Below are 24014 nucleotides of genomic sequence, written 5' to 3'. Positions count from 1 at the left end.
CGCCATGTGGATGCGGCGACGTGCGAGGTCAGGCCGCCGCGGACGTGGCGTTCCGTCCCGGTGGTCGTGACGACAGTGGCGATCGGCGTCCTCGTCGCGACCATGCTGTGGTCCGCCACCCGCTCCAGCTCCGCCGGCCTGGTCGGCCTCGACGTCGCGCTGGCGGTGGCTTCCCTGGCCCTCGTCCCGGTGGTCGTCCGCCGCCCGCAGGTCGGTGGCGTGCTGGCCGGCCTGCTCGTCGCGCTGTCTCCGGTGGCCACGCCGGTGGCCAGCTTCGCGGTGCTGTTCATCGCGCGCAACCGGCCGTTTCGGCAAGCGGCGGCGGTGGCGGCGGTCGGCGAGGCGGGCGAGGCGGTGCAGGCGCTCTGGCGGCCGGTGCCCAGCCTGCCGTACGGGTGGCGGCTGGTGCTGATGACGATCGCCTACGCGGCCCTGCTCGGCTGGGGCACCTGGGCGCAGGCCCGCAACGCCCTGCTGGCAGCGCTGCGCGACCGGGCCCGACGGGCCGAGCGGGAGCAGGAACGACGGGTCGACGAGGCGCGGGCGGCGGAGCGCAACCGGATCGCGCGGGAGATGCACGACGTGCTGGCCCACCGGCTGTCCCTGCTGGCGGCGGCCGCCGGCGCGATGGAGTACCGGCCGGACGCGCCGCCGGAGCGGCTCAGCGCCGCCGCCGGGGTGATCAGGGCCAGCGCACACCACGCCCTCGACGAGCTGCGCGAGGTCATCACCCTGCTGCGCAGCGACGACACCGAGTCGCCGACCGACGCGCCACCCGGGCAGACCCTCGCCGACCTGCCGCGCCTGGTCGACGAGGCGCGGGCCGCCGGGCAACAGATCGAGGTCGACGACCCGTTCGGCCCGCCGGTCGAGATCCCCCCGACTGTTGGCCGCACCGCGTACCGCATCGCGCAGGAGGCACTGACGAACGCCCGCAAACACGCCGCCGGTCAGCCGGTCCGGCTGGTGCTCGGCGGCGCGCCCGGCTCCGGGCTGAGCATCGCGGTGAGCAACCCGACCACGCCCGACAACGGTGCCGCCGGTAGCGCCGGTACCGGACTGATCGGCCTCGCCGAGCGGGCTGCGCTCGCCGGCGGTCGGGTCGCCCACCACGTCGACGCCGGAGGTCGGTTCCACCTCACCGCGTGGCTGCCGTGGCCGAGGTGACGGCTCCGATCCGGGTCGTCATCGTCGACGACGATCCTCTCGTACGGGGAATGCTCACGCTGATGCTCGACGGCGCCGACGAAATCGTCGTGGTGGGCGAGGCCGCCGACGGCGCGACGGCGATCACGGCGGTGGATCGGCACCTGCCCGACGTGGTGCTGATGGACATCAGGATGCCCGGCGTCAACGGCATCACCGCCACCGAGCGCCTGCGCCGCCGCCACCGGCCACCCGAGATCATCGTGCTCACCACGTTCGACACCGACGAGCACGTGATGCGGGCGCTCCGAGCCGGAGCGAGCGGCTTCCTGCTCAAGGACACCCCGCCCGAGCAGATCAGCCAGGCGGTCCGCTCGGTGGCGGCCGGCAACCCGATGCTGTCGCCGGGCGTGACGCGCCGCCTCATGCAGCGGGTCGCGTCGGGGGCCGAGTCCTACGAGCAGGCGCACGAGCGGTTGGCCCTGCTCACGCCCCGGGAACGCGACGTCGTGCTGGCCATCGCGCAGGGGCGCTCCAACGCCGAGATCGCCAGCGAGCTGCTGATGAGTGTGACGACCGTGAAGGCGCACGTCTCGCACATCCTGACCAAGCTGGACCTCGACAACCGCACCCAGATCGCCCTGCTCGCCCACGACGGTCGGCTCCTCTGACGGGGAGCCGGGGTCAGGCCAGCACCGCTGGCAGCACGAGCAATGCGAAACGGATCACCCGCCCGGAGAGGCAGGCGACGGCGAACTCCCAGCGTCGAAGGCCCGCGGTGCCGGCGGCGAGGCTGACGACGGCCAGCGGTGGAACTCCGACCGCGGCGGAGGCCAGCACGGTCGGCAGGGCCGTGCGGCGGCGGGAGAGCCAGCGTCGGATCGGCTCGGTCCACCGCGCGGCCCGAGTCGCCGCGCGACCTGACTTCGCCCGCTTCGCGATCTTCAGGGCCAGCCGCCCCGACCCACGACGCGCCGACTCGAACAGCAGCAGCTTGCCGGCGGTCTGCCCGAGTGCCAGGGCGAGCACGGCGACGAGAGCGTGGCCGCCCCGCTGCCCGGCGACCACGGCGTAGGCCTCGGCGTTGACGATCGGGACGAGCGCCGACGCGACACCGTAGCCGAGCGCCACCACGGCCTCGACGAGGCTGCTCATGCCCGGCCGTCCCGTTCGAGCAGCCGGACCACCGCGGCGACCGACCACAGCTTGACCGCCACGACGGCGACGGCCACGCCCAGCGCGAGCAGGTACTGCCCGAACGCGATGGCGCCGATGACGCCGGCGGTATTGGCGACCTTGGCCAGCGGCGACCAGTTCAACGCCCACACCCGCCGGTCGACCAGGTGGAAGTAGTTGGGACTGCGCACCGGCCAGCACAGGAACGCCAGCGACAGCATGGTGTCCAGCACCAGGAACGAGAGCAGGAAGACCACTGCCACGACCGCGATGTCCGGCACGAGGGACACCAGGCCGACGCAGAGTACGGCGGTGCACGCCCGGTCGCTCACGATGTCGAAGACGGCCCCCGCCCGGGTCTCCTGGCCGAGTCGGCGGGCAGCCCAGCCGTCGAGGACGTCACCGAGCCAGTAGATACCGTACGATACCGCCATCAATGCCACCGACCCGGAGACGAGGGCCACGATCCCGACGGTGACAGCGGCGACCGTGCGAACGGCGGTGATGTAGTTGGGAACCGTGCGAAGTGGGCCGACGGTCATGGCAGCGCGGGAGTCGACGAGAGTCACCTCCGCAGAGTCGTCCGGCGAGCGTTCTCGCGGAACGTTCCGCAGTGCCGTTCTGGTTCCGAGGGCGGTACCGGAGTGCCGGCCGATCCGGTACCCGGGTACTGGCCGGTCTTCCGGCCCGTCACGGAGACTGTGCTGGTGCTGACTGGAATCCGCGAACGGCTGCGCGACCCCGGGCGGGTGCGCCGGCTCGCGTACGCTGCGGCGGCTTTGATCATCGCGGCCGTGGTCACCACCGTCGAGGACGGCGTGTCCGTGCCGGCGGGCTGGGCGTGGCTGGTGCTGCCGGTCGGCCTCGGGGCCACCGCGCTGCGCCCCCGCTACCGCACCCTGGTCTTCGCGGTCTGCGCGGGTTTCGTGGCGATCGTGAGCACCGGAGAGTCGGTGCAGCTGGGCCTCGCGGCAGCCGGCCTGGTGTTCGTCTCGGTCTGCGAGGACCCGGCCCGACACCCGTGGCTGGGGTGGGTGGTTGGCCTGATCGGCGCGGCCGGCGCCCTCACCATCGCGCTGCTCAACGAGCGAGGGGTGTACGAGCAGCCGCTCTTCTTCGTGACGGCCGGCTACCTCCTGGCCGTCCTGTTCCGATCGTGGTCACGTGGCTTCGTCCTGACTCAGGAGACAGGCGAGCTACGCGAGGAGGCGGCCTGGCGCGAGCAGCGTGCCAACCTGGCCCGCGAGCTGCATGACGTGGTCGGCCACCACGTCACCGCGATGGTGGTGCAGGCCGAGGCGGGCCAGCTCAGTGACGATCCGGGGGCGGCGTTGCGGGCGATCGCGGGTAGTGGCCGCACCGCACTGAGCGAGCTCGACACGCTCGTCGTGCACCTGCGCGATCCCACCGCATCGATAGCGGTGAGCGCGCCGCCGCGCCTGTCCGACATCGACGAGCTCCTCGCCCAGCCGCTGCGCCAACAGGGCGTGACGGTGCGGGTCGAGCTGGACCCCGACCCGGGCCTCGACGAGATCGGTGTGTTGACGGCTTACCGCATCGCCCAGGAGGCCCTCACCAACATCTCCCGGCACGCGAGAGCCACGGCGGCCTGGGTCGAGCTGATCCGGGTCGGCGACCATGTTCGCCTGCGGGTCAGCGACGACGGCATCGGCCCACCCCGCGCAGCCACGAAAGGCTCGGGTCTGCTCGGCATCTCCGAACGCGTCTCCGCGCGCGGCGGGAGCTGGGAGCTGAGCCAGCGCCCCGGCGGAGGCACAGTGGTGCAGGCCAATCTGCCGGTGGTGAACCCGTGATCCGCGTCGCGGTCGCCGACGACCAGGAACTGGTCCGGGACGGCTTCAGCCTGATCCTGCGATCTCAAGCCGACATCCAGGTCGCGGCCGAGGCGGCCGACGGCCGGCAGCTCCTCGACGCGGTGCGGCGCGACTCCCGCATCGACGTCGCCCTCGTCGACATCCGCATGCCGGTACTCGACGGCCTGCAAGCCACCCGCGAGCTGGCCAGAATCCCACACTCGCCGGCCGTCATCGTCGTCACCACCTTCGACGACGACGCCTACGTCCTGGACGCCATCGCCGCCGGCGCACGCGGATTCCTGCTCAAGCGGTCCAGCGCGCGCGACCTCATCGCCGCGGTGCGCACCGTCGCGGCCGGCGAGGCGGTCCTCTCCGCCGAGGTCACCGGCGCCGTACTCGACCGGGTCCGCGCCACCGGGCCGGCCACCCGGGTGGAGTTGGCGGCCTACCAGCTGACCGCTCGGGAGACCGACGTGCTCGCCCTGATCGGCGCCGGGCTCAACAACAACGAGATCGCCGAACGACTCTACCTGTCCATGAGCACCGTGAAGACCCACGTGACAAACGTGCTGGCCAAGACCGGCAGCCGCGATCGGGTAGGAGCCGCCATCCTGGCGATCCAGGCCGGCCTCACACCGTGACTCAGGAGCCGGCGGGTGCCAGCCGGCTTCCCGGGCTGGCCTGCCAACCTCCGAAGAGCGTCCGCGCCACGAATGCGATGAAGAGGGCCGACGCGATGGTCAACACCACGGCCACCGGAGCGACGTGCTCCGCCTGCCACTCGACATCACCAGCGGTGATGGTCGCCTGATCGATGCCGACGATGTCGATCCCCGGCAGCAGCGACGCCGGGTACCACAACGGCGCGTAGGAATACGGCAGGCCGGCACCAGCGTCGAGCGTCCAGTAACCGGCCCCGTCGTAGATCAACGCACTGTCGACGACGACCGCCACGTCGCAGGCGACCAGGGCCGCGACGCACAGCAGCACGGTGGCGCTCCTGACGCGCCCTGACCTCGCCAGCCTGCTCGACAGGAATGCGCCCGTGCCGAGCAGCGCCGCCCACACGATGCCGGTGAGCGCCTCGATCGGCAGGTACTCGACACGCAGGCCGTGCGCGAACAGCACAAGGAGGAGCACCGTCAGGATCCACAGCGAACCGATCCGCACGGTCACCGACCAGATCGAACCCATGTCGCGAACCTACCGTGAACGGGCTCGGCTCATGGCCCCACAAACCCTGCCCGGCCACACCGCGGCCAGCCGTCGGGATCAGCCTTGGCGGCGTTACCCGAAGCGGTCACCGGCTGAGGGTCGTAGGGTTCCGGTATGGCACAACGACTCGTGAGCGTATGGCAACCGTTCTTCCTTGCTAGCGAGAGTCAGGGCGCGGCCATCGACGCCGCGACGGAGTTGGAGAGCCTCGGCTACTCCCGAATCTGGTTCTCCGGTGGGTTCGGCGAGAACGTCGCCCCCCGCTTCCGGGAGATCCTGGACGGGACCACGCGCATCGGGGTCGCGACCGGGATCCTCAGCATCTGGCACTCGTCGCCAGCCGAGGCGGCGGCGTTCGCCAAGGACGCGGAGCAGGCGCACCCCGGCCGGTTCCTGCTCGGTCTCGGCGCCAGCCACGCGGTGGTGGTGGAAAGTGGCGGCACCGACTATCGCAAGCCGTACTCACGAATGGTCGATTACCTCGACGGCCTCGACGCGGCCGGGCTTACGCCCGAGCGGCGCATCCTGGCGGCACTGGGCCCGCGGATGCTCGAACTCTCCCGCGACCGCTCGACCGGGGCGCACCCGTACTTCGTCCCTGTCGAGCACACCGCCGAGGCCCGGGCGGCGATCGGGCCCGACCGGCTGCTCGCTCCCGAGGTCGCCGTGGTCCTCGACGCGGACGCCACCACCGCGCGTGCCACCGCCCGCCAGTACACGAGCGGATACCTCGCGCTGCCGAACTACACCAACAACCTGCGGCGGTTCGGCTGGACCGACGAGGACTTCGCCGACGGCGGCAGTGACCGCCTCGTCGACGCCCTGATCCCGTGGGGCACCGTCGAAGAGGTGGTGGCCGGGTTGGAGAAGCACTACCAGGCCGGCGCGGACGAGGTGGCGATCCAGGTGCTCAACGGAGGCGACGACAAGGCGTTCCCCGCCGACGCGTTCCGCGCCCTCGGCGCGGCCCTGATCTGACCTCCGCAACCCCGGCGGCACGATCGGGGCATGCCTGTGGTGGAGGCGCCGCGACACCACTCAGGCTTACCCGACGAGGTCGAGGCCGGTCAGGTCGGCCGACAGCGCCCAGAGCCGGGCCGCTTCGCCGCTGTCGGTAGGGCTGCCATCGGTGGTGCGACAGTCCACGCAGTAGTCGCCGCCCTTCGCGTCGAGATGGGGTGACGTGGCGGCCCACACCTGGGTCGCCGCGCCCTGCTCGACCGTCTTGAACAGGCCGGGCGCGGGAGTACCCTCCGCGTCCATCCAGCCGGCGGCGACCATTTCCTCGACCGCGAGGTGTCGTTGCAGAGGGGTGAGGATCCAGCCGGGGTTCACGGAGAAGGCGCGGACGCCGTGCGTCGCGCCGAGCATGTCGAGGTGGCGGGCGAACAGGATGTTCGCGAGCTTGGACTGGGTGTACGCCTCCCACTTGTCGTAGCCGCGGGCGAACTGCACGTCGTCCCACCGGATCCGCCACGCCGGGTCGCGCCCGGAGGCCACCGAGACGACACGAGCCGCCCTGGCGGTGGTGAGTGCGGGCCACAGCAGGTTCACCAGCGCGTAGTGGCCGAGGTGGTTGATCGCGAATTGCGCCTCCCAGCCGGGCCCCACCCGCGTCTCGGGACAGGCCATGACTCCGGCATCCGCGATCAGGATGTCCAGAGCGGGGTGATCACGCAGGAACCGTTCGGCGAACGCGTGGACGGAAGCGAGGTCGGCCAGATCGAGCTGGTCGACCTCGACCCCGGCCACATCGGCGAGTGCCCGCCGCGCCGCGTCGGGCCGGCGAGCGGGGACGACGACCCGAGCCCCGGCCTGGGTGAGCGCGCGGGTCGTGGCGAGACCGAGGCCGGAGTAACCACCCGTGACGAGGGCGGTCCTGCCGGTGAGGTGGATTCCGGTAAGGACGTCAGCAGTAGTGCTGTGGGCACCGAACATGGTGGAGGTCATGCCGCGGACGCTAGGTGCTAGACCGAGGTCTAGGTCAATGGCTACGGTCGAGGCCATGGCGGACGGCGGCCTCAGCATCGGGCAGGTGGCCCAGCGCACCGGGTTGACTGTGCACACTCTGCGGCTCTACGAGCGTGCGGGCCTGTTGGCCAGCGACGTGCGCCGTGACGGGTCCGGCAGGCGCGTCTACAGCGCCTGGGACGTCGAGTGGCTGACGAACTGTGTGAAGTTCCGGGCCTCCGGGATGCCGCTCACGACGATCGGCCGCCTGGCCCAACTCGTCCGCGAGGGCAGCGGCAACGAGACCGAACGGCTCGAGCTGCTCCGCGAACACCAACGCCACGTCACCGAGCAGCTCACCCAACTGCAGGACTGCCTCGACCTCATCGACGCCAAGGTGGCCGGCTACGAACGGCACCTCACCGCCGGCGCCTCAGGTGATCCGTGGCAAGAGCAGCCCCATCCCGCGACGGGAGGATGAATGCGTGATCGGTGACCGGTGGGGCGTGACCCGGAACGAGACGACACGGTCCTATCCCTGCGACGACTTCGTCGTCTCACCCGCTCTCCAGGCATGGCGGGGAGTGTCGGTATCGGCGCCCCCCGCAGCGGTGTGGCCGTGGGTGGCCCAAGTGAGGCTTGCCCCGTACTCGTATGACTGGCTCGACAACCTGGGCCGCCGCTCACCCTGCGAGTTGCAGGGCCTACCCGAGCCTCACGTCGGAGAGGCGTTCACCACTGCGGGTGGACGGAAGCTGGGGAGGATCGTCTCGGTCGACCCCGGCAGGCAGCTCACGAGCACCATCATGGGCGCCTTCATGTCCTACGTCCTGGTGCCCTGGGAGCGGAACACCACGCGTCTGCTCCTCAAAGTCGTCATGCAGACGCCCCGCTGGGCCGCACCCGGGCTGTCCGTCGGCGACCTGATCATGGCGCGGCGGCAGTTACTGAACCTGAAGCAACTCGCCGAGCGCAGCCGGCACCGGTGAACGCCGGACCAGATCAGGCCGTCGGTCGGGCTTCAGGTTGCGGTGTCTGGTCGGTGGGTAACACCTGAATGTCGGGCACATGGGTACGCTGCACCAGCGGTGGCCTCAGCCAACCCCTTCCGGGCAGTGGTGGCCACCCGCACCGACCGGTGACACGTCCCCGTATTCGCAGACGAGAGGCGAACCCCCCACCATGACCGCGGTACCAGGCCAACGGTCTACTGCCGCTGCGCGTCCGGCCGCTGCCGAGCAAGCAGCGGAGGAGGACCTGCGGACGCTGTTCGGGCAGTCCATCGCCGTCTTCGCCTCGCTGGCCGGGCCAGAGCACCTGCTGGAGACGGCCAACCCGGCGTTCCTCGCCACCATCGGCGAAGAGCGGGCCCGGATCGGGGTCGCGCTCGCCGAACTGATGCCTGAACTGGCCGGTCAGGGATTCATCGCGCTCCTGGACCAGGTCCTCCGCACGGGCGAGCCGTACACCGGCCGTGACGTCCGGGTGGTGCTGGGCAGCGGCCCGCAGGCGCGGGAGGCGTTCTTCGACTTCACCTACGAGCCGCGCCGGGGCGCCGACGGCACCGTGACCGGCATCCGTGTGCTGGGCGTGGAAACCACGCAGGTCAAGCATGCCCAACGGCTGATGGCCGAACACCGCGCCCTGTTGGAGCAGATCGCCCGCCAGGCGCCCCTGACCGAGGTGCTCGACGGGATGGCCCGCTGCATCGAGCACCTCGCACCGCAGGAGGTGCTCGTCTCCGTGCTGCTCGCCGATCCCGACGCCCGGCACCTGCGCCACGGCGCCGCGCCGAGCCTGCCGGACTTCTACAACCAGGCCATCGACGGCATCGCGACCGGCGAAGGTGTCGGTTCGTGCGGCACCGCCGCCCACCGGCGGGAACCGGTGATCGTCACCGACATCGCCACCGACCCGTTCTGGGACGACTTCCGGGGGCTGGCCGACCAGGCCGGGTTGGCGGCCTGCTGGTCCACGCCGATCCTGGCCCGCGACGGCGGCCTGCTGGGCACCTTCGCGATGTATCACCGCACCCCGCGCGTCCCGCAGGACACCGACATCGCCCTCACCCGGCTCTTCGCCGGCACGGCAGCCCTGGCCATCGAACGCCACCACATCGAGCAGGCGAAACTCGCCGCCGAGGCACGCGCCAAGTCCGCCAGTGACGAGCTGGCCAAGGTGCTGCGCGTGGAGCGGGAACTGCGCGCCGAGGCTGAGCAGCGCGCCGCCGTAGCGGCTGAACTCGCCACCCAGATGCGCGCCGCCGCGGCCGCGCAGGCTGCCGCGCCGCACCCCGAGCACTGCCAGCTCGGCGGCGCCGCCGGGTGCACGGCGCCAGCCGAGGTCAAGGTCGCCGATTCGTGGGGTGACGCGGCGTGGGGCTGCCCCGCCCACGTCGAGGAGGCCATCCTCAACGTGCGGTCGGTGTTCATCGCCAGCGAGGAACTCGGCGGCCTGACCGCCTACCTCAACCGCTGATGGTTCCCGACGCCGCGATCGGGTTCGGCTACAAGCTTGAGTGGCTCGCCGTCCGTGACCGGGACGCCGATACCGTCGCTGCCGCGCTGAACCTCAGCCGTCCCACTCCCGCCACCTGGCGTGGTGCGGTCACCGCTGCGTATGACGACCACGGCCAGTGGCTGCTCACGCCGCCGCTTGACCGGTGGACGCTCGCCGTTTCGAGAGACGTTTGTGCCCCCGAAGACGACCGATTCGCCGTTTGGCTGGCGGCGCTGAGCCGGCTGCTCGGTGAGGTGCAGTACTTCGGCACTCATCGCGTCGTTGAATATCACGGGTGGGGGCGCGCCCGGGGTGGCGTGGTGGAGCGAGCATTCGCCTACCTCGGCGAGCGCGGCGAGGCACTGTTCGACGTCGGCGAACGCACGCTGGAGGAGCAGGCGCTCGGAGTCGGGTTAGCCCCTGACGAGGACGAACCGTGGGACGACGACGATGACGAGACTTCGCCGTGGCCGGATGAGGAAACAGTGCTCACACTCGCTGGTCAGTGGAGCATCGACCCACGGACACTGGACAGCGCTGTTGTTCCCGGGCATCCGTGGATCGCGTCAGCTCGATCGAGATAGCCGGAGAGCGACGAACCAACCCGAGGCAGACCCTCCGTTCCGACCGGCTTTCGCGCGTACCCCTTGTCACCCAGCAGGAGACGCAGCTCGCGCGTCTCGACCTGCCTCACCAGGGGTGGCCCGCCGAACAGCTAGGGCCGCCACTCCTTGCGGTAGTCGGGATGCTCGTTGTACGACTGGCCAGGCTGTCGACCAGGTCGAGCATCGGCAGGTGGCTGTCGAGGAGCGCTTCGCGATCGTGGCGGTGGCCAGGAGCCGTGGCCGCACGTCCGACGGGGTCAGGGCGTCCACCGTACGCCCGGGTTCACCCGCCCCGACCAGTCGAAGACCGCCATGTTGTCCCACTGATTTCCGGTGCCGTTGATGTTGGCCGGGTCCCAGCCGTTGCCGCGGACGGCGTACCAGGTCGGCTCCCAGTAGAAGACGCCGATGGCCCCCGCGTTGCGGGCGGTGTTCTGCACCCAGTCGAACTCCTGGGCCTGCCCGGACCAGGTCGCGCTGATGCCGTCACAGGTCGCGTCGCCGATGGCGTTCGGCTCGCTGTCCGCGTTGTTCCGGGTGAAGGGGTACGCGGTCTCCACGATCACCACCGGCTTGCCGTAGCGCCCACGCAGGTCGACGATGTTGTTGTAGAGGTTCGCCAGGCTGCCGTGCCACATGCAGTAGTACGACTGCGCGGTGATGTCCCACTGCACACCCTGCGCTCGGATGCCGTCGTAGAACCATCGGGCGTTGGCGTTGCTGTCGGCGTTGGCGGTATGGATCATCACCGGGATGCCGCTGCCGCACGCCTTCGTCGCGTTGTAGCCCTGCTTCAGCAGGCCGGCCAGCGGGGCGAAGTCGTTGTTGACGACCTTGCCCTCGTTCCACAGCATCCCGACGTTGATCTCGTTGCCGATCTGCACACTGTCCGGCAGGGTGCCCTGCCCCCGCAGGCTGGAACAGACGTCGTAGGTGAAGGCGTAGACGTCGGTACGCAGTTGGCTGAGGCTGTGGCCGACCCAGGCGGCCGGCTTGTACTGCTTTCCCGGGTCGGCCCAGGTGTCGGAGTAGTGGAAGTCGATGAGCACCTTGAGGCCCTTCGCCCTGGCCGCCCTCGCCTGACCCAGCACCGCGCTCTTGTTGTTGTAGCCGCTGACCGGGTTGTTCCAGACGCGCAGCCGGACGTAGTTGACGCCGACGGACTTCAAGATGTCCAGTGGGTCGCGGGCGACGCCACCGGCGTCGTAGTACCTGGCGCCCAGATCCAGGCTGCGCTGCAACGAGGAGACGTCGGCACCCCGCATGGTAAGCGTGTTCGCGGCGGAGGCGGGCGCGGGCGCGCCGCCGAGCGTGCTGGCGACGCCGAGGACGCCGACTGCGACGGCCGCGAGCAGCGCCCTGGCACGGCGGTGGTGGGGTGTGGCCGAATGTGTGTTCACGAGACTCCTTCAGCCCACCGTGCAGGGAGCGCCGTTCAGCGCGAAGCCGGTCGGCGGCGCGTCACTGACGCCCCACCGCCCCTGCACGCCGAAGGTCGCAGAGCCGTTTGGCGCGAGGACGCGGTTCCAGTCGACGTTGCGAGCGGTCACGACGGCCCCGGTCTGGCCGATCGTGGCGTTCCACCCCGAGGTGACCTGCTGGTCCCCCGGGAAGCTGAAAGTGACGATCCAGCCGTCGATCGGGGCCGTCCCGGCGTTGTGGACTGTCGCAGTGGCCACGAAACCGCCCTGCCACTCGGACTGGTTCCGGTAGGTCACCCGGCAGGTCGAGGGCGGCGGAGTGGTCGTCGTCGTGGGCAGGGTGACAGTGTTGGACGCGATCGACACGTTGCCTACCGCGTCCCGGGCCCGCACGTAGTACAGGTTGCGCAGCGGCACCGACGCAGGTAGCGGCGCCGTGTACGTGGTACCCGGCACGGTGGCGACCAGTTGCGACGTGAACCAGCCGTCGAACCGGTAGACGTTGTAGCCGAGCACGCCGACGTTGTCCGTCGACGGCGACCAGGACAACGTGCCGGTCGAGGCGGTCACCTCGCCGACTGTCAGGTTCTGCGGCGCGCTCGGCGGGGTGGTGTCCGGGCCGGTGTCCGTCACCGGGGTGACCACTGTCAGCGCATTCGACCAGTTCGAGCGTTGCCCGAGGCTGTCCCGGGCGATCAATCGGAACGTGTACTGCTGGCCCGCCCCAAGGTAGCTGGTGATCGTGGTGCTGGTGACGGCCCCGACGCTGGCGCTGAAGACGATGTCGCCGAACTCCTGGTAGTACGTGATGTCGTACCCGGCGATGGCGCAGCAGCCTGACGTGGCGGCCGTCCAGGTGAGCGTGACCGACGCGCTGCGGACCTCGCTGGCGGTCAGGTTCGTGGGGGCACTCGGCGGAACGGGCGAGGTGCTCGGCGTACTGGACGGCGCAGTCGGCGGTGGCGGGGCGGTCCCGGCCGGCGCTGCGACCGACACCGCGGCCCCACCGGGCGCCGGGGCGATCGCCGGGTACGCGGCGGGCGTCATGGTGCCGGCGTCGGCTGCCGGCGCGGCGCTCAGAGCGCTGGCGAGCACCACCGTCGACAGCACGACGGCGGCCAGCAGACCCGGCCGCGGACGGCCGATCAGCGAGGACGAGGGAGCACCTGTCATACGTCGACGATGCAGCAACAGATCGATGATCGCCAACGTGTCTCACGCCTCGGCCGCTGATCAAACCGGCGCATTGCGGGCCATCGCCACTCCTCTCCCCCGTCGCCTGGAGCGTGTCGCTCCGGCGCGGTGTGGCCGTACGTCGGCGACGATCCACTATGTCCCTACCGACGCCATTGATTGCGGTCGAGCGATTCGCTGGGAGCGATACCAGTGGGGCAAAATCCAATGCTTCCGATCGCTACACTCGCCGCAACGCCGGCACCGCCCGCAGAGCCGAGCCCGCGCCAATCCCGATCGAATGGAGACGCCTGTGACCCGCGACAAGGCGGCACCCCCCGGCATCGACCCCAACATTCCCAGCGTTGCCCGGGTCTATGACTTCTTCCTGGGCGGCAAGGACAACTTCGAGGTCGACCGGAAGGTCGCCGAGCACGCCCTGCGGATCACACCGGACGGACCGGCAGCCGGCCAGGCGAACCGGGCCTTCCTGCGTCGAGTGATTCGGTTCCTGGTCACCGAGGCGGGCATCGATCAGTTCCTCGACATCGGATCGGGGCTGCCCACCCAGGGCAACGTGCACGAGGTCGCCACCGAGCAGAACCCGAAGGCTCAGGTCGTCTATGTGGACAACGACCCGATAGTCCTGACGCACGGGCGGGCCCTGCTCGCCGCGGAGGGCACCGCGACGGTGATCCAGGCGGACATCCGGGAGCCGCAGGAGATCCTCAACCACCCTGACGTACGCCGGTTCCTCGACTTCGACCGGCCGATCGGCCTGCTGCTCTTCGCCATCCTGCATCACCTCGGCGACGACGAGGACCCGAAGGCGGTGGCGGCCGCGTTGATCGACGCCCTGCCCTCCGGCAGCTACGTGGCGATCTCGCACTTCCGCGACCCGGGTGAGCGAGACCCGGAGGGCTCCCGCAAGGCCCGCGAGGTCGAGCGGGTCTTCAACGAATCGCTCGGCACCGGCCGCTGGCGCACCGACGAGGAGATCCTCTCGTTCGCCGATGGGCTGACGGTGCTGGAGCCGGGTCTGGTGCCGCTGGCCGAGTGGCGCCCAGAGTCGGACGCACCGACTACGGTGCAGACCGACACCTATCACACGTTCGTCGGGCTCCTCGCCCACAAACCGTAGGCGCCGTCTTCTGGTGAGCACGTCGGCGGGGGCGCCCCCGCCGACGTGCTCACGTGTCAGATCTGAACGTGGTTGTACCGACCCTGCCTACGGCGCGGGTTCCAGGACGACGACTGGGATCTGGCGGGTCGTCTTCCGCTCATAGTCGGCGAAGCCCGGATACGCGACCTTCTGCGCGCTCCAGATCCGTTCCCGTTCGTCTCCGGCGGCAACTCTGGCGACCAACTCGATCTTGTCCGTGCCGATCTCCGCTTGGACCTTCGGGTTGGCCAGCAGGTTGTAGTACCAGTCCGGATTGCTGGGCGCGCCGCCCTTGGAGGCGAACACGGCATAGCCGCCGTCCACCGTCTGGTACATCATCGGGCTCAGGCGAGGCTGGCCGCTCTTGGCACCGACCGTGTGCAACAGCAGCAGCGGAGCGCCGGCGAACTGACCGCCGACCTGCCCGCCGTTGGCGCGAAACTCCGCGATGATCTTGTCGTTCCAGTCGCTCATGAATTCTCCCCGCGTCCGCGCACCGGCTCCGTCGACACATTGTGGCAGCCGCAATCGGTGCACGACATTGCGACGGTGTGCCAACAAGGCCGGCGGCGACGATGCGTACGGCCCGGCCGCGGCGCCGCCCGACGAATGGATGGATGGACGGCCGTCCAGGGCCCGTCGGCGATCAACGGAGCTTGTCCGGGTCGAGGATCATGTCGATGGCGACGATGCGTTCGTCGTGGATGGTGAAGCCGACGACGGCGACGGGCCGGCCGCGCCGGTCACGGGCGACGACCCCGGCGACTCCACCTATCAACGCGGGGGCGCAGAGACGCGCGAACCGTGGCCCGGCGTCGGCCGCGCGGGTGGCCACGGCACGGGCACCGGTGAGCACGGCCGGTGCGAGCCGTGCACGGCGTCCGTGCTCGGCGCGGAACACCACGTCGGGGTCCAGCAGGCTGAGCAGGGCGTCGAAGTCGCCGGCGCGGGCGGCGGCCAGAAACGCGTCGACGACGCGTCGCTGGGCAGGCAGGCCAGCCCGGGGTTGCGGAGCGCTGTCGCGTAGTCGCCGCCGGGCTCGGCTGGCAAGCTGCCTGGTGGCGGCCGGTGTACGTCCCACAACGGCGGCCACCTCCTCGAACGGCATGCCGAACATGTCGTGCAGAACAACCGCGAGCCGTTCGGCGGGCTCGAGGCTGTCGAGCACCACGAGCAGCGCGATGCCGACCGCGTCGGTGTGCAGGCTGGCTTGCTCCGGATCCCCGTACTCACTGACCAGCGGCTCCCAGGTCGCGCTCAACTGCTCGCGGCGCGCATGCCGGGCCCGCAGCATGTCGATGCACACCCGCCCGACGAGCGTGGTCAGCCACGCCGCGGGGTTGGTGATCGCGGTCGGATCGGCGCGCGTCGTTCGCAGCCACGCCTCCTGCAGCGCGTCGTCGACCTCAGCCTGCGAGCCCAGCAGTCGATAGGCGACGGCCCGCAGATGCGGGCGGTGCTGCGCCAACTGCTCGGCGAACCACTGCTGGTCGTCCATGTGTCCCTATTTCCCGAACGCTTCCCGCCGCAGCATCGCCAACAGCGTCGGAGTGTCCTTGTCGGTGGTGACGGCCACGGTGCGCTTGACCCAGGCGGTGTCGGTGGCCTGGGCCAGGAGACAGGCCGCCAGGTCGGCGCGGCTGGTGAAGATACCGTCAGAGCGACTCTCGGTCAGCCGGTAGCGGGTGACGCTGTCGCTGTCGAACAGCCCTGACGGTCGCACGATCGTCCAGTCGAGGTTGCTGTCCCGCACCAACTTCTCCATGCGCCGCATGTCGTCGTAGGTGGACTTGCCGATCGTGGCCGTGACCAGCGGCTGGATGACGCGGTTGAGCAGGAACCCGCCATCGGCATGGTGATGCGGCTCGGTGGCGCTGGAACTGACAACGACGAGCCGCCGCACACCCTCGCGGCGCATCGCCTCCAGGACAGCCGCGGTGCTTTGGCTGTAGAGCCTCACCGGTCGCCGAGTGAACGGCGTTCCGAGCGTCGACAGCACCACGGCGGCACCACTCAGCGGGACCTCCAGGGTGGCATCGGAGGCCACCACCTCCAGGCCAGGGCCTCTGACCGGGAACGACTGCGGCTGCCGGGTCACCGCCCGTACATCATGGCCGGCGTCGAGCGCCTGCCGTACCAGGCGACGGCCTGTGCCTCCGTTCGCACCGAGAACAACGATAAGCATCCGGTTTGCTCCCTTCCGAGGTGGCTTCGAAAGGATCGTCGATCGTCGCGGTTGGTTTGTGACAAACCACAGGCCAGGTCGGCGGGGACACCCAACCACTCGGTCGATCAGCCACGGAGCCGACGACCAGGTGGCGTTGCCTCACGGCCGCCGACAGCCCTGATCGGCGTCAGCTGTGTCCGGCTACTCGCGCCGTCAGCGTCGCCCTCGCCGCCCCGGACAGCACGGCAAGCACTTAAGGCCTCTGACCAGGCATTCTTGGTGTATGGACCGTCCGATGAACAACCCCCTGGAGGTACCACAATGTTCACCACAAAGTTCTGGAAGGCCACCGCCGAGCGGGCGGTGAAGAGCGCCGCGCAGGGTTTGCTGCTCTACTGGGGCGCTGACGTCGTGTTCAACGCGTGGCAGGCGGACTGGGCAGCGGCCGGTGGGATCGCGTCCGGTGCGGCGGTGCTGTCGGTGCTCACCTCATTGGTGAGTGCGAAGGTGTCGGGAGAGGGCGACTCGCCCAGCCTCGTCGGCGCCGAGCAGTAGCCCCAATCGGCTGCCAACGGTGCGCCCCCGCTGGCTTCGGTCGGCGGGGGCGTCTCACTCTCTGAGGTGGTCACCCGGGCCGACCGTCAGTCGTCGAAGCGGAAGACAGCACGGTCGGCTCGTGCAGCAGGGTCGACAGGTCGCCAAGGCTGGCGAACGCACGTCCGCCCCAGCTTGGGTCGGTGTCGTTGTGCTCAGTCGTACGAAGCACGGTCATGCCGACCGCTGCCGCGCCGGCCAGTTCGCCGTCCGCGCCGTCACCGACGAAGACGCACTCAGCCGGCGCGACGCCCAGGCGCTCAGCGGCGATGCGGTAGATCGCCGGGTCGGGCTTGGCAAGCCCGACTTCGCACGAGAAGACCGCGACGTCGAAGCGGCGGGCGAGCGGGCTCTGCGGCCATGCCTCGGCGGTCTCGGAGGTGGCGTTGCTGATGAGGGCCAGTGGATGCCCGCCGTCGCGCAGCACGTCGAGCACGTCCAGGGTGGCGGTCGAGACAGCGCCCAACACCCGGCGCGCGAGGGCACGGCGATGTTCACCGGCCCGTGCTACCTGTTCGTCGGTTGGCGTGCCGCCAAGGCGTCCGGCAAGGATGCGGACGGTTTCCTCCACCTCCCACCGAACCAGCCGGTCACGCCAGCTGGCGTGATAGGCGGCGACCAGCGCGGCCGGAGCCACCCCGACCACGAGCGCCATCTCGCCCACGACCCGGTCACGCTCGTCATCGGCACCGTGAACCAGGGTATGGAAGAGGTCGAAGATCACCGGCCGAGACATTTCAGCATCCTACTGAGGGTGGTTGGTGCTGGTGTCGGACCAGCAACCTCCCGATGTACGAGACATCGACTACCTGGTGCGGAGGGCTACCGACCAGCGCGCAGCTCAGCAAGGACCTGTACGGCCTCGGCGCGAACCTGCGCCGGGCAGCCCCAGTAGTCGTAGATGCCGCCGCGCTCGCTGTTGTGACCACAGATGACGAACACGCCGGTGCCCAGCCGGCGTTTGAACTCGGTGGCCAGCCATCCGACGAACCCGCTGTTGTCCACGTCGGGCGGGAAGTGAACCGAGAACACTGCGAAGCGCTCGCCATCGGTCCCGGCACCCGGTGCCAGCCAGGACCACCGGTCCTCGTCTCGCACCACGGCCAGCAGGTCAGCCGTCAAGGCCGGCGGCTGGGTGAGCGGCGCCTCGAAGAACGACCACTCACCATCGAACATGACCAGCTCGGCGGCCGCGATGACCCGCCGCAACCGCTGCGCGGTCTCGTCACTGGACTCCTGGCTGACACTAACCATGCGCCGATCTTGCCCGATGACGCCAGCCAACGCAGTCGCCCTCCACACACCGCCGCCGGCCAGCCCATCGGCTCATCTGATCTGCGACACGGTACTGCTGCGGCGCTCAGGTTCTAGAGGCTCGGCGGTCGGGCTACGACCAGTTCGGTGTCCGGGTCGTGATCCACCGGCGGAGGGCCCGCGACGATCAGGGTGGCTCGGAGCCACGGCTGTTCTCGCAGCATGAAGGGCAGTTCCTCCCGCAGCCAACTCGCCACGTGTTCTCGCTGTTCGGAAGAGTCGCCGTCGCGATCGACCAACAGGCGCTCCTGTTCGTCAAGATCGCCTTGTAGGTATATCGAGGCGTCCAGCCACGGGGCGATTTCCTCCCGGATGATGCCGGTGCCCTCGACCCACACGAAGTCGAGGTCGGCGGGGACGATGATCGATCCGGCACGATCGTGACTGATCCAGGCGTCGGGACGGAAGTCCACCGGTTCCCCCCGGTGCAGGGGTCGCAGGACGTTCTCGGTGAGTATGCCGCCCCAGTCGAAATAGGCGTGGTTCCAGGCCACGTCGTCGGTGTGCACGATGGCCGAGCTGGGTTCCACCTGACGCAGCCTCCCAGCCAGGGTCGTCTTGCCTGCGCCACCCCGGCCGTCGATGGCGATCACCCGCGGACGCCCGCGGACGTGTGGTGATGCGTCGCGTAACTGCTGAACGGCGTCGAACACGGTCACGACCTGCCAGCCACCGGCTTCGACCTCACCAGGATGTAGGCGCATCGACAGCACGTACCCCCAACGCCTGCCGGTGATGCGACTCGCCCCCGGCCATCCCGACGCTCCTGTACGGGTCAAGGGGTGCGGGCGGCGACACCGGCCGATACGGCGGCATTGGAATGAGGACAGCAACCGTCGGCGGCCTGTACCGCGATGCGCCCGCCGCTATCCTCGCAGCAGGCAGAGCATGTTCAGCGGTCTCCCTCGTCGTCCCCGTAGACGTCCAGCCACAGGCCACCCGGCAACTTGAGCAACCGATGGAGAAGGTCGCGGTCAAGTTCCACGGCATGTTCCGTGGCGTGGGAGCCCACGTAGCAGAACCAGTTCGCCTGGTAGCCCGCTTCGACGAGCTGCCATAGCCGGTCCGCCACAGGCCCCAGAATGTCGAGCAGGCCCTCCAACGGTTCGGCAAGTTCGACGTCGCTCTCAGGACTTTCCGCACTACTGAGCAGCCAGCCGCACTCCTTGTGCGTCGCCGCACTTTTGGCGCCGACCGGTGTGCCCGCCTCGAACGAGACGCTCGGTTGGATGCCCAGAAGCTGCGTCACATGCGCGGCGGTACGGTCCCCGGCACCAAGAAGGCGATAGGTCGCCATGGTCCTCATGGATCCCACTGTCCGCGATCGCCGTTGGGGATTGGCCTGGTGGTTCCGTCCAGAAGCTCGATCAGTTTGCGGCGGGTGTCGGTGGTGTCGGGATGGTCGGTGCCCAGCACCCGTTCGCAAACCGGCAGCAGCGCGGCGAATTGGGCCCGGGAGCCTTCGGGGTCGCCCGCTTTCCCCGTCCAAGAGGCAAGTTCGTGCTGGCTGCCCAGCGTGTCCGGGTGTTCCGGACCTTGGACGCGTGCGCGGACGGGGACGAGTGCGGCGAACAGATCTCGTGCCGCGGCGGCGTCGCCCGCGTGTCCGATCCAGAGGGCAAGGCAATGGCGGGTGGCCAGGGTGTTGGGATGTTCCGGGCCCAGGACGTGCTCGCGGGTGGGCAGCAGCGCGGCAAATCGATCGCGAGCAGCGGCGGCATCGCCCGCGTATCCGATCCAGCGCGCCAGGTGATGTTGGGCGTGCAGGCAATCCGGGTGCTCCCCACCGAGTGTCCGGCGGAAACTGTCGGCCACGCCGATGAGCAGGTCGCGGGCCGCCTTGGCGTCGCCCGACCAGCCGGTCCACTGGGCCAGCCGATGCCGGGTGGCCAGCGTGTCCGGGTGTTCGTCGCCCAGTACCCGTTCCCGGACCGGTAGCAGCGCGGCGAACTGATCGCGGGCAGCGGCTGCGTCGCCGGCCCAGCCAGTCCATTGAGCGAGGCCCTGCCACGACGCGAGGGTGGCCGGATGTTCTGGGCCGAGGATGCGCCTCTGGACGGGCAGCAGTGCCGCGTACTGATCACGGGCCGCCACGATGTCGCCGGTCTCTCCGGTCCAGCGGGCCAGCTGGTTGCGGGTGTCAAGGGTGTCCGGGTGGTCGGCGCCCAGCGCCCGTTCCTGAGCGGACAACAGCGCGGCGAACTGATCGCGGGCGGCCACCGGATCGCCGGCGAATCCGGTTGTGTATGCCAGGCGGTACCGGATGGTGAGGGTGTCGGGATGGTGTGCGCCCTGCTCCCGTTCCCGGATGGACCGCAGGGCGCTCAGGTGGTCGAGGGCTACGGCGTACAGCCCGGTGGCATTGAGGTGACGGGCGGCGTCTTCGGCAATGCGAGCGGCACGGATGATCAGGTCGGTGTCGGTGGTGCGGGCTGCCTGGTTCAGCAGGTGGAAGGCATGCGGGGCAGCGGCCTGCCACTGTGGCCAGTGCCCGGAGTCGTCCGGGTCGCCGTCGGCGAATCCGGCCAGCAGTGTGACCGCCAGGCTCAACTGAGCCACCGGATCAGCGGCGGCGCGGATGAGCGGATGGATGCGCAGGCTCGCCGTGTCCTGCTCGCCATCCTCGACTGTGATCAGGCCAAGTGTGGTCAGGGCGCGCAGCAACTCCTGCGTATCGCGGGGATTCAACGGTGATCCCAGCAGCCCGGTCGGAATCGGCGCGTCGGCGAAGGTTGCGAGGAGCCACAACAGCGACCGGGCGTCAGGCAGGCCACGACTGTCGAGCAGGTCGAGCGACATTTCCCAGGTACGGCTTACGGCCTCGCCGATGGTGAGCCCGCCGAGCTGATCGATCGCGGCCTGATAGGCCGCGAAGGTGGTCGCGATGCCGGGTAGCCGCAATTGCTGTGCGTCGGCCAGGGCGCGGCCGGCCAGACCGAGAGCCAGCGGCAGGCCGCCGAGACGCTGGGACAGTGCGACGGCCTCCCGTACGCCACCCGCGCGGTTCCCGGCATGTTCGAGCAGTACGGCCGCACCGTCGGAGGAGGACAGCATCGGGATCGGGTGCATTCGGCACCAGGTGGAGTTCCACACCTCGGGGTCGCCGTCGCGAGTTGTAATCAGTACAAAGCCCCGACGGTTCGGCACCGGCCGGACCCACCCCCGAGCGGACGTGACCGGCTCACCGTCCAGTCCCAGCAACCGGGTGTCGTCGGCGTTGTCGATGACCAGCAGCCAGCGTCCGGGAACGGCGGACAGGAGCCTCCAGAGCAGATCCGGAGCGCCGGTGAGCCCGGACCAGGCTCGCTGAATGTCGTGATCGGAGGCGCCGAGATCGGCGACGAGCTGCCGCATGCCGGTCTGCAGGGCGGTGGCGTTCGCCGCCGAGACCCACCAGACTTTTCCCTTACGATCGGCGAATCGCCTGGCCACCAGCTGAGCCACGGTGCTCTTGCCCGCACCGCCCATGCCGTGCAGCACCCGTACCCGCGCCGCCGGCTGGTACCACCCGCGATTGAGCCCGGTGAGCTCGCCGACCAGTTCGTCACGGCCCCGCGTGAACGCGGCTGGCTCCGGCACGGCAAGCGAGATCATCCCTGGTGTTCCCGGGGGTGCCACGGTCGGCGCTACGCCTCGGGCCGGCTGCTGTCGGCGCAGCGCCAAGGCGCCGAGAACAACCTGGGCCATCCCGAACGCCAACCCAGCTACCGCGATGAACCCACCGGTCCAACCCGCCTGCCCGTTGGCCTGCGCCCGGGTTGTGGTGAAGAGCCAGTAGCCACCCGTCGCCAGAAAGACCGCACCACTGACGAGAAAGATCCACCGCATCCATCGACGGGCTCGTGTCACGCGTGGATGGTAGCGGGCAGGCTGCCTGCGGCTCGGCACAGCGCGAGGACCCTTCTGTCGCTGGGCCAACGACTTCCAGAACCAGCGACAGCCGAACTGACGTAGCCGCCCCGGGCCTGCCCCGAGGACCACCAGATCGATCTGTTCGGTCACCTCGTTCATGGTCGAGGCCCGTTCAGCCAGTCCGCGAGGAGGGGGATCGTGTCCCCGAGGGTGTCGACACGGTGGTGGGCGCCGGTCAGTTCGCCGGCAGGGTGTGTGGTGCGGACGGCGACGACCGTCATGCCAGCGAGCCGGGCTGCTTCGATTCCGGCGGGAGCGTCCTCGATCACAAGGCAGTTCGCTGCGGGGGTGCCGAGAAGGTACGCCGCGCGCAGATAGCCCTCGGGGCTCGGCTTGCCGCGCCGGACCTGGCTGCTGTCAACCAGGACGGGAGGATCCGGCAGGCCGCCAGCACGCAGCCGCTGCTTCACGGTCGGCGTTCGACCCGACGTGACCACACCCCACGGGTAACCATCGAGCAGCCTCAACACGGCGGCGGCGTCGGGGTAGACGGGGAAGGCGTCGCCTTCGGCGGCCATGATTTCTCGAACGAGCCGGTACTCGGCGTCAACGTCGAGGTGCGGGGCCACCACCGCGATGGTGTCGACGGGCCGGCGGCCGTGGGTATGGGACCAGACCAGGTCCGGGTCGAGGTGGCGCAGCGTCGCCCATCGACTCCAGATCCGCCGGTATGCCGGATAGGAGTCGACCAGCACGCCGTCGACATCGAACAACACAGCAGATGGAATGGACATCACGTCGCCTGGCTCTGCAGCAGGTCGACGGTGGCGGCGGCCTGACCGGCGATGTCGTGGAGCAGTCGGGCAGCGGGCAGGACGTCGTGGACGAGGCTCACGGACTGACCCGCGTACAGGGCCATGGCTGCCAGGTCACCGGTCATCCCGGGCATCGGAATCAGGTCCTCGTATCGAGGTCGGCTCTCGCCGGACGCGTCGATGGCGACGACATCACCCTCGCCGGGTCGCAGTGGGGCGGGCGGCGAGCCGGCCGCCTGCCAACGCTGAAGGGTCGTGTTGCGTAGCGCGCGATGCGTGGCGTTCGGCCATCCGCCGTCGAAGCAGACGGTGTGTACGGTGTCCGCTCCGGTGGCCGCGATCAGGTGCTGCCGGTACACCTCGTGGGTGGCGGCTTCGGCAGCGGCCAGGAAGCGGGTGCCCAGCATGGCGCCCTGGGCGCCGAGAGCGAGCACCGCCGCGACGCCACGCCCGTCCGCGATGCCTCCCGCAGCCACCACCGGCACCGGCCCGACCGCGTCGACGATCGCCGGCACCAGGGACATCGTGGTCGTGCCGCCGCGGACGTGACCACCTGCCTCCCAGCCTTGGGCCACGACGACGTCCACCCCGGCCGTGACAGCCTGCACGGCCTCGGCGATGTCACCGATCGTGTGCAGGTGCAGCGCGCCGGCCCGGTGAATCCGGCCGTGCACCGGCGACGGGTCGCCCCAGAAGGTGGAAATGATCCGCAGCTTCTCCTGCAGGCACACGGTGAGCAGATCGTCCACCGGGAAGTCGAGAACCAGGTTTGCCCCGAACGGCCGGGTGGTGAGCTCCCGGGTACGCAGGATGCTCCGCCGTGCCTGATCGGGGGTCTGCCACGTCAACGCCAGCATGCCAAGACCACCGGCCTCGGACACCGCCGCCGCCAGTTCCGGTACCGCCGCGGAACCAACGGGCGCCTGAATGATTGGCAGATCGATGCCCAACCGGTCACACAACGCAGTGCGCAATCGCTTCACGAAGCAGCCCCGATCGCTTCGGAAATCGAACCAGTACGTCGGACGGTACTGTATCGAATATCGAAGCATCAAGAGGAGCGGCGCAGGCGATGACGGCACCCAGGCCGGGCAAGCCGGTACGCGGA

27 protein-coding genes are annotated in these 24014 nt (G+C 69.8%); 11 read left to right on the top strand and 16 right to left on the bottom strand.

From position 1 onward, the window contains the following. Positions 1–66 precede the first annotated feature (66 nt). Positions 67–1167: a sensor histidine kinase gene (locus ACFYPG_RS17850; protein WP_387352869.1), complete on the top strand. Its 1101-nt coding sequence runs from the start codon at positions 67–69 to the stop codon at positions 1165–1167. After that, positions 1155–1817 carry a response regulator gene (locus ACFYPG_RS17845; RefSeq protein WP_387353434.1) on the top strand — a complete coding sequence of 221 codons (663 nt, stop codon included), beginning with the start codon at positions 1155–1157 and terminating at the stop codon, positions 1815–1817. Before ACFYPG_RS17850 ends, ACFYPG_RS17845 begins: the two co-directional genes overlap by 13 nt. Before the next feature lie 13 nt (positions 1818–1830). On the opposite strand, the gene ACFYPG_RS17840 is transcribed toward ACFYPG_RS17845, so the two are convergent. Together ACFYPG_RS17840 and ACFYPG_RS17835 are read right to left on the bottom strand one after the other, a co-directional pair. Further along, positions 1831–2301, bottom strand: coding sequence for a hypothetical protein (locus ACFYPG_RS17840; protein WP_355006967.1), 471 nt, complete (start codon positions 2299–2301; stop codon positions 1831–1833). Further along, positions 2298–2891, bottom strand: coding sequence for a CDP-alcohol phosphatidyltransferase family protein (locus ACFYPG_RS17835; RefSeq protein ID WP_355006968.1), 594 nt, complete (start codon positions 2889–2891; stop codon positions 2298–2300). Before ACFYPG_RS17835 ends, ACFYPG_RS17840 begins: the two co-directional genes overlap by 4 nt. A gap of 138 nt (positions 2892–3029) precedes the next feature. On the opposite strand from ACFYPG_RS17835, the gene ACFYPG_RS17830 reads away from it, so the two are divergent. Further along, complete coding sequence (locus tag ACFYPG_RS17830; protein ID WP_355006969.1) at positions 3030–4136, top strand: sensor histidine kinase; 1107 nt, start codon at positions 3030–3032, stop codon at positions 4134–4136. Continuing rightward, positions 4133–4780, top strand: a complete 648-nt coding sequence (locus ACFYPG_RS17825) for a response regulator (protein ID WP_387352868.1) — start codon at positions 4133–4135, stop codon at positions 4778–4780. The genes ACFYPG_RS17830 and ACFYPG_RS17825 overlap by 4 nt, the downstream gene beginning before the upstream one ends. Before the next feature lies 1 nt (position 4781). Here the strand turns inward: ACFYPG_RS17825 and ACFYPG_RS17820 are convergent, their stop codons facing one another. Continuing rightward, entirely contained in the window at positions 4782–5315 is a 534-nt protein-coding gene (locus tag ACFYPG_RS17820) for a hypothetical protein (protein ID WP_355006971.1), read from the bottom strand. A gap of 153 nt (positions 5316–5468) precedes the next feature. Between ACFYPG_RS17820 and ACFYPG_RS17815 the strand changes: the two genes are divergently transcribed. After that, complete coding sequence (locus tag ACFYPG_RS17815; protein WP_387352866.1) at positions 5469–6332, top strand: TIGR03620 family F420-dependent LLM class oxidoreductase; 864 nt, start codon at positions 5469–5471, stop codon at positions 6330–6332. A 66-nt stretch (positions 6333–6398) separates the two neighbouring features. On the opposite strand, the gene ACFYPG_RS17810 is transcribed toward ACFYPG_RS17815, so the two are convergent. Next, a complete protein-coding gene (locus ACFYPG_RS17810; protein ID WP_387352864.1) occupies positions 6399–7304 on the bottom strand; it encodes an oxidoreductase in 906 nt (301 codons plus the stop codon). Positions 7305–7341: 37 nt separating this feature from the next. On the opposite strand from ACFYPG_RS17810, the gene ACFYPG_RS17805 reads away from it, so the two are divergent. The 4 genes from ACFYPG_RS17805 (at position 7342) to ACFYPG_RS17790 (ending at position 10387) form a co-directional block, all read left to right on the top strand. Beyond that, complete coding sequence (locus ACFYPG_RS17805; RefSeq protein ID WP_387352862.1) at positions 7342–7785, top strand: MerR family transcriptional regulator; 444 nt, start codon at positions 7342–7344, stop codon at positions 7783–7785. 151 nt (positions 7786–7936) lie between these two features. Beyond that, a complete protein-coding gene (locus ACFYPG_RS17800; RefSeq protein ID WP_387352860.1) occupies positions 7937–8293 on the top strand; it encodes a hypothetical protein in 357 nt (118 codons plus the stop codon). 193 nt (positions 8294–8486) lie between these two features. After that, entirely contained in the window at positions 8487–9782 is a 1296-nt protein-coding gene (locus ACFYPG_RS17795; protein WP_387352858.1) for a GAF domain-containing protein, read from the top strand. Further along, positions 9782–10387 (top strand): hypothetical protein, encoded by a 606-nt coding sequence (locus tag ACFYPG_RS17790; protein WP_355006977.1) that lies wholly within the window; start codon positions 9782–9784, stop codon positions 10385–10387. The genes ACFYPG_RS17795 and ACFYPG_RS17790 overlap by 1 nt, the downstream gene beginning before the upstream one ends. A gap of 278 nt (positions 10388–10665) precedes the next feature. Here the strand turns inward: ACFYPG_RS17790 and ACFYPG_RS17785 are convergent, their stop codons facing one another. Together ACFYPG_RS17785 and ACFYPG_RS17780 are read right to left on the bottom strand one after the other, a co-directional pair. Then, the gene (locus ACFYPG_RS17785) at positions 10666–11808 is read right to left on the bottom strand and encodes a glycosyl hydrolase 53 family protein (RefSeq protein WP_357208042.1); all 1143 of its coding nucleotides are present in this window, start codon (positions 11806–11808) and stop codon (positions 10666–10668) included. Positions 11809–11817: 9 nt separating this feature from the next. Further along, entirely contained in the window at positions 11818–13002 is a 1185-nt protein-coding gene (locus tag ACFYPG_RS17780; RefSeq protein WP_387352856.1) for a cellulose binding domain-containing protein, read from the bottom strand. Positions 13003–13315: 313 nt separating this feature from the next. On the opposite strand from ACFYPG_RS17780, the gene ACFYPG_RS17775 reads away from it, so the two are divergent. After that, positions 13316–14143 carry an SAM-dependent methyltransferase gene (locus tag ACFYPG_RS17775; protein ID WP_387352855.1) on the top strand — a complete coding sequence of 276 codons (828 nt, stop codon included), beginning with the start codon at positions 13316–13318 and terminating at the stop codon, positions 14141–14143. Positions 14144–14230: 87 nt separating this feature from the next. Here the strand turns inward: ACFYPG_RS17775 and ACFYPG_RS17770 are convergent, their stop codons facing one another. The 3 genes from ACFYPG_RS17770 to ACFYPG_RS17760 form a co-directional block, all read right to left on the bottom strand. Continuing rightward, positions 14231–14638 (bottom strand): nitroreductase family deazaflavin-dependent oxidoreductase, encoded by a 408-nt coding sequence (locus ACFYPG_RS17770; RefSeq protein WP_355006981.1) that lies wholly within the window; start codon positions 14636–14638, stop codon positions 14231–14233. Positions 14639–14810: 172 nt separating this feature from the next. Beyond that, positions 14811–15662: a sigma-70 family RNA polymerase sigma factor gene (locus ACFYPG_RS17765; RefSeq protein WP_387352853.1), complete on the bottom strand. Its 852-nt coding sequence runs from the start codon at positions 15660–15662 to the stop codon at positions 14811–14813. A gap of 6 nt (positions 15663–15668) precedes the next feature. Beyond that, positions 15669–16349 (bottom strand): NAD(P)-dependent oxidoreductase, encoded by a 681-nt coding sequence (locus ACFYPG_RS17760; RefSeq protein ID WP_387352851.1) that lies wholly within the window; start codon positions 16347–16349, stop codon positions 15669–15671. Positions 16350–16652: 303 nt separating this feature from the next. Here ACFYPG_RS17760 and ACFYPG_RS17755 point away from each other — a divergent pair, with 303 nt between their 5' ends. Further along, positions 16653–16886 (top strand): holin, encoded by a 234-nt coding sequence (locus tag ACFYPG_RS17755; RefSeq protein ID WP_088990712.1) that lies wholly within the window; start codon positions 16653–16655, stop codon positions 16884–16886. A gap of 70 nt (positions 16887–16956) precedes the next feature. On the opposite strand, the gene ACFYPG_RS17750 is transcribed toward ACFYPG_RS17755, so the two are convergent. The 7 genes from ACFYPG_RS17750 to ACFYPG_RS17720 all read right to left on the bottom strand — a co-directional run bounded on the left by ACFYPG_RS17750 (position 16957) and on the right by ACFYPG_RS17720 (position 23889). Beyond that, the gene (locus tag ACFYPG_RS17750; RefSeq protein WP_387352849.1) at positions 16957–17661 is read right to left on the bottom strand and encodes an HAD family hydrolase; all 705 of its coding nucleotides are present in this window, start codon (positions 17659–17661) and stop codon (positions 16957–16959) included. Positions 17662–17747: 86 nt separating this feature from the next. After that, the gene (locus ACFYPG_RS17745; RefSeq protein WP_387352847.1) at positions 17748–18179 is read right to left on the bottom strand and encodes a DUF6196 family protein; all 432 of its coding nucleotides are present in this window, start codon (positions 18177–18179) and stop codon (positions 17748–17750) included. Positions 18180–18292: 113 nt separating this feature from the next. Next, on the bottom strand, positions 18293–18943 hold the full coding sequence (locus ACFYPG_RS17740; RefSeq protein ID WP_387352845.1) for a uridine kinase: 651 nt from the start codon (positions 18941–18943) through the stop codon (positions 18293–18295). A gap of 188 nt (positions 18944–19131) precedes the next feature. Next, positions 19132–19545, bottom strand: coding sequence for a DUF4279 domain-containing protein (locus ACFYPG_RS17735; protein WP_355006986.1), 414 nt, complete (start codon positions 19543–19545; stop codon positions 19132–19134). Further along, on the bottom strand, positions 19542–21719 hold the full coding sequence (locus ACFYPG_RS17730) for a tetratricopeptide repeat protein (RefSeq protein WP_387352843.1): 2178 nt from the start codon (positions 21717–21719) through the stop codon (positions 19542–19544). Before ACFYPG_RS17730 ends, ACFYPG_RS17735 begins: the two co-directional genes overlap by 4 nt. 527 nt (positions 21720–22246) lie before the next feature. Further along, entirely contained in the window at positions 22247–22885 is a 639-nt protein-coding gene (locus tag ACFYPG_RS17725) for an HAD-IA family hydrolase (RefSeq protein ID WP_355006988.1), read from the bottom strand. Beyond that, complete coding sequence (locus ACFYPG_RS17720; protein ID WP_355006989.1) at positions 22885–23889, bottom strand: nitronate monooxygenase; 1005 nt, start codon at positions 23887–23889, stop codon at positions 22885–22887. Before ACFYPG_RS17720 ends, ACFYPG_RS17725 begins: the two co-directional genes overlap by 1 nt. Positions 23890–24014 lie beyond the last annotated feature (125 nt).

Source organism: Micromonospora sp. NPDC005553 (assembly GCF_042871765.1).
GTDB lineage: Bacteria > Actinomycetota > Actinomycetes > Mycobacteriales > Micromonosporaceae > Micromonospora.
This window is presented reverse-complemented; position numbering and strand designations above follow the sequence as displayed.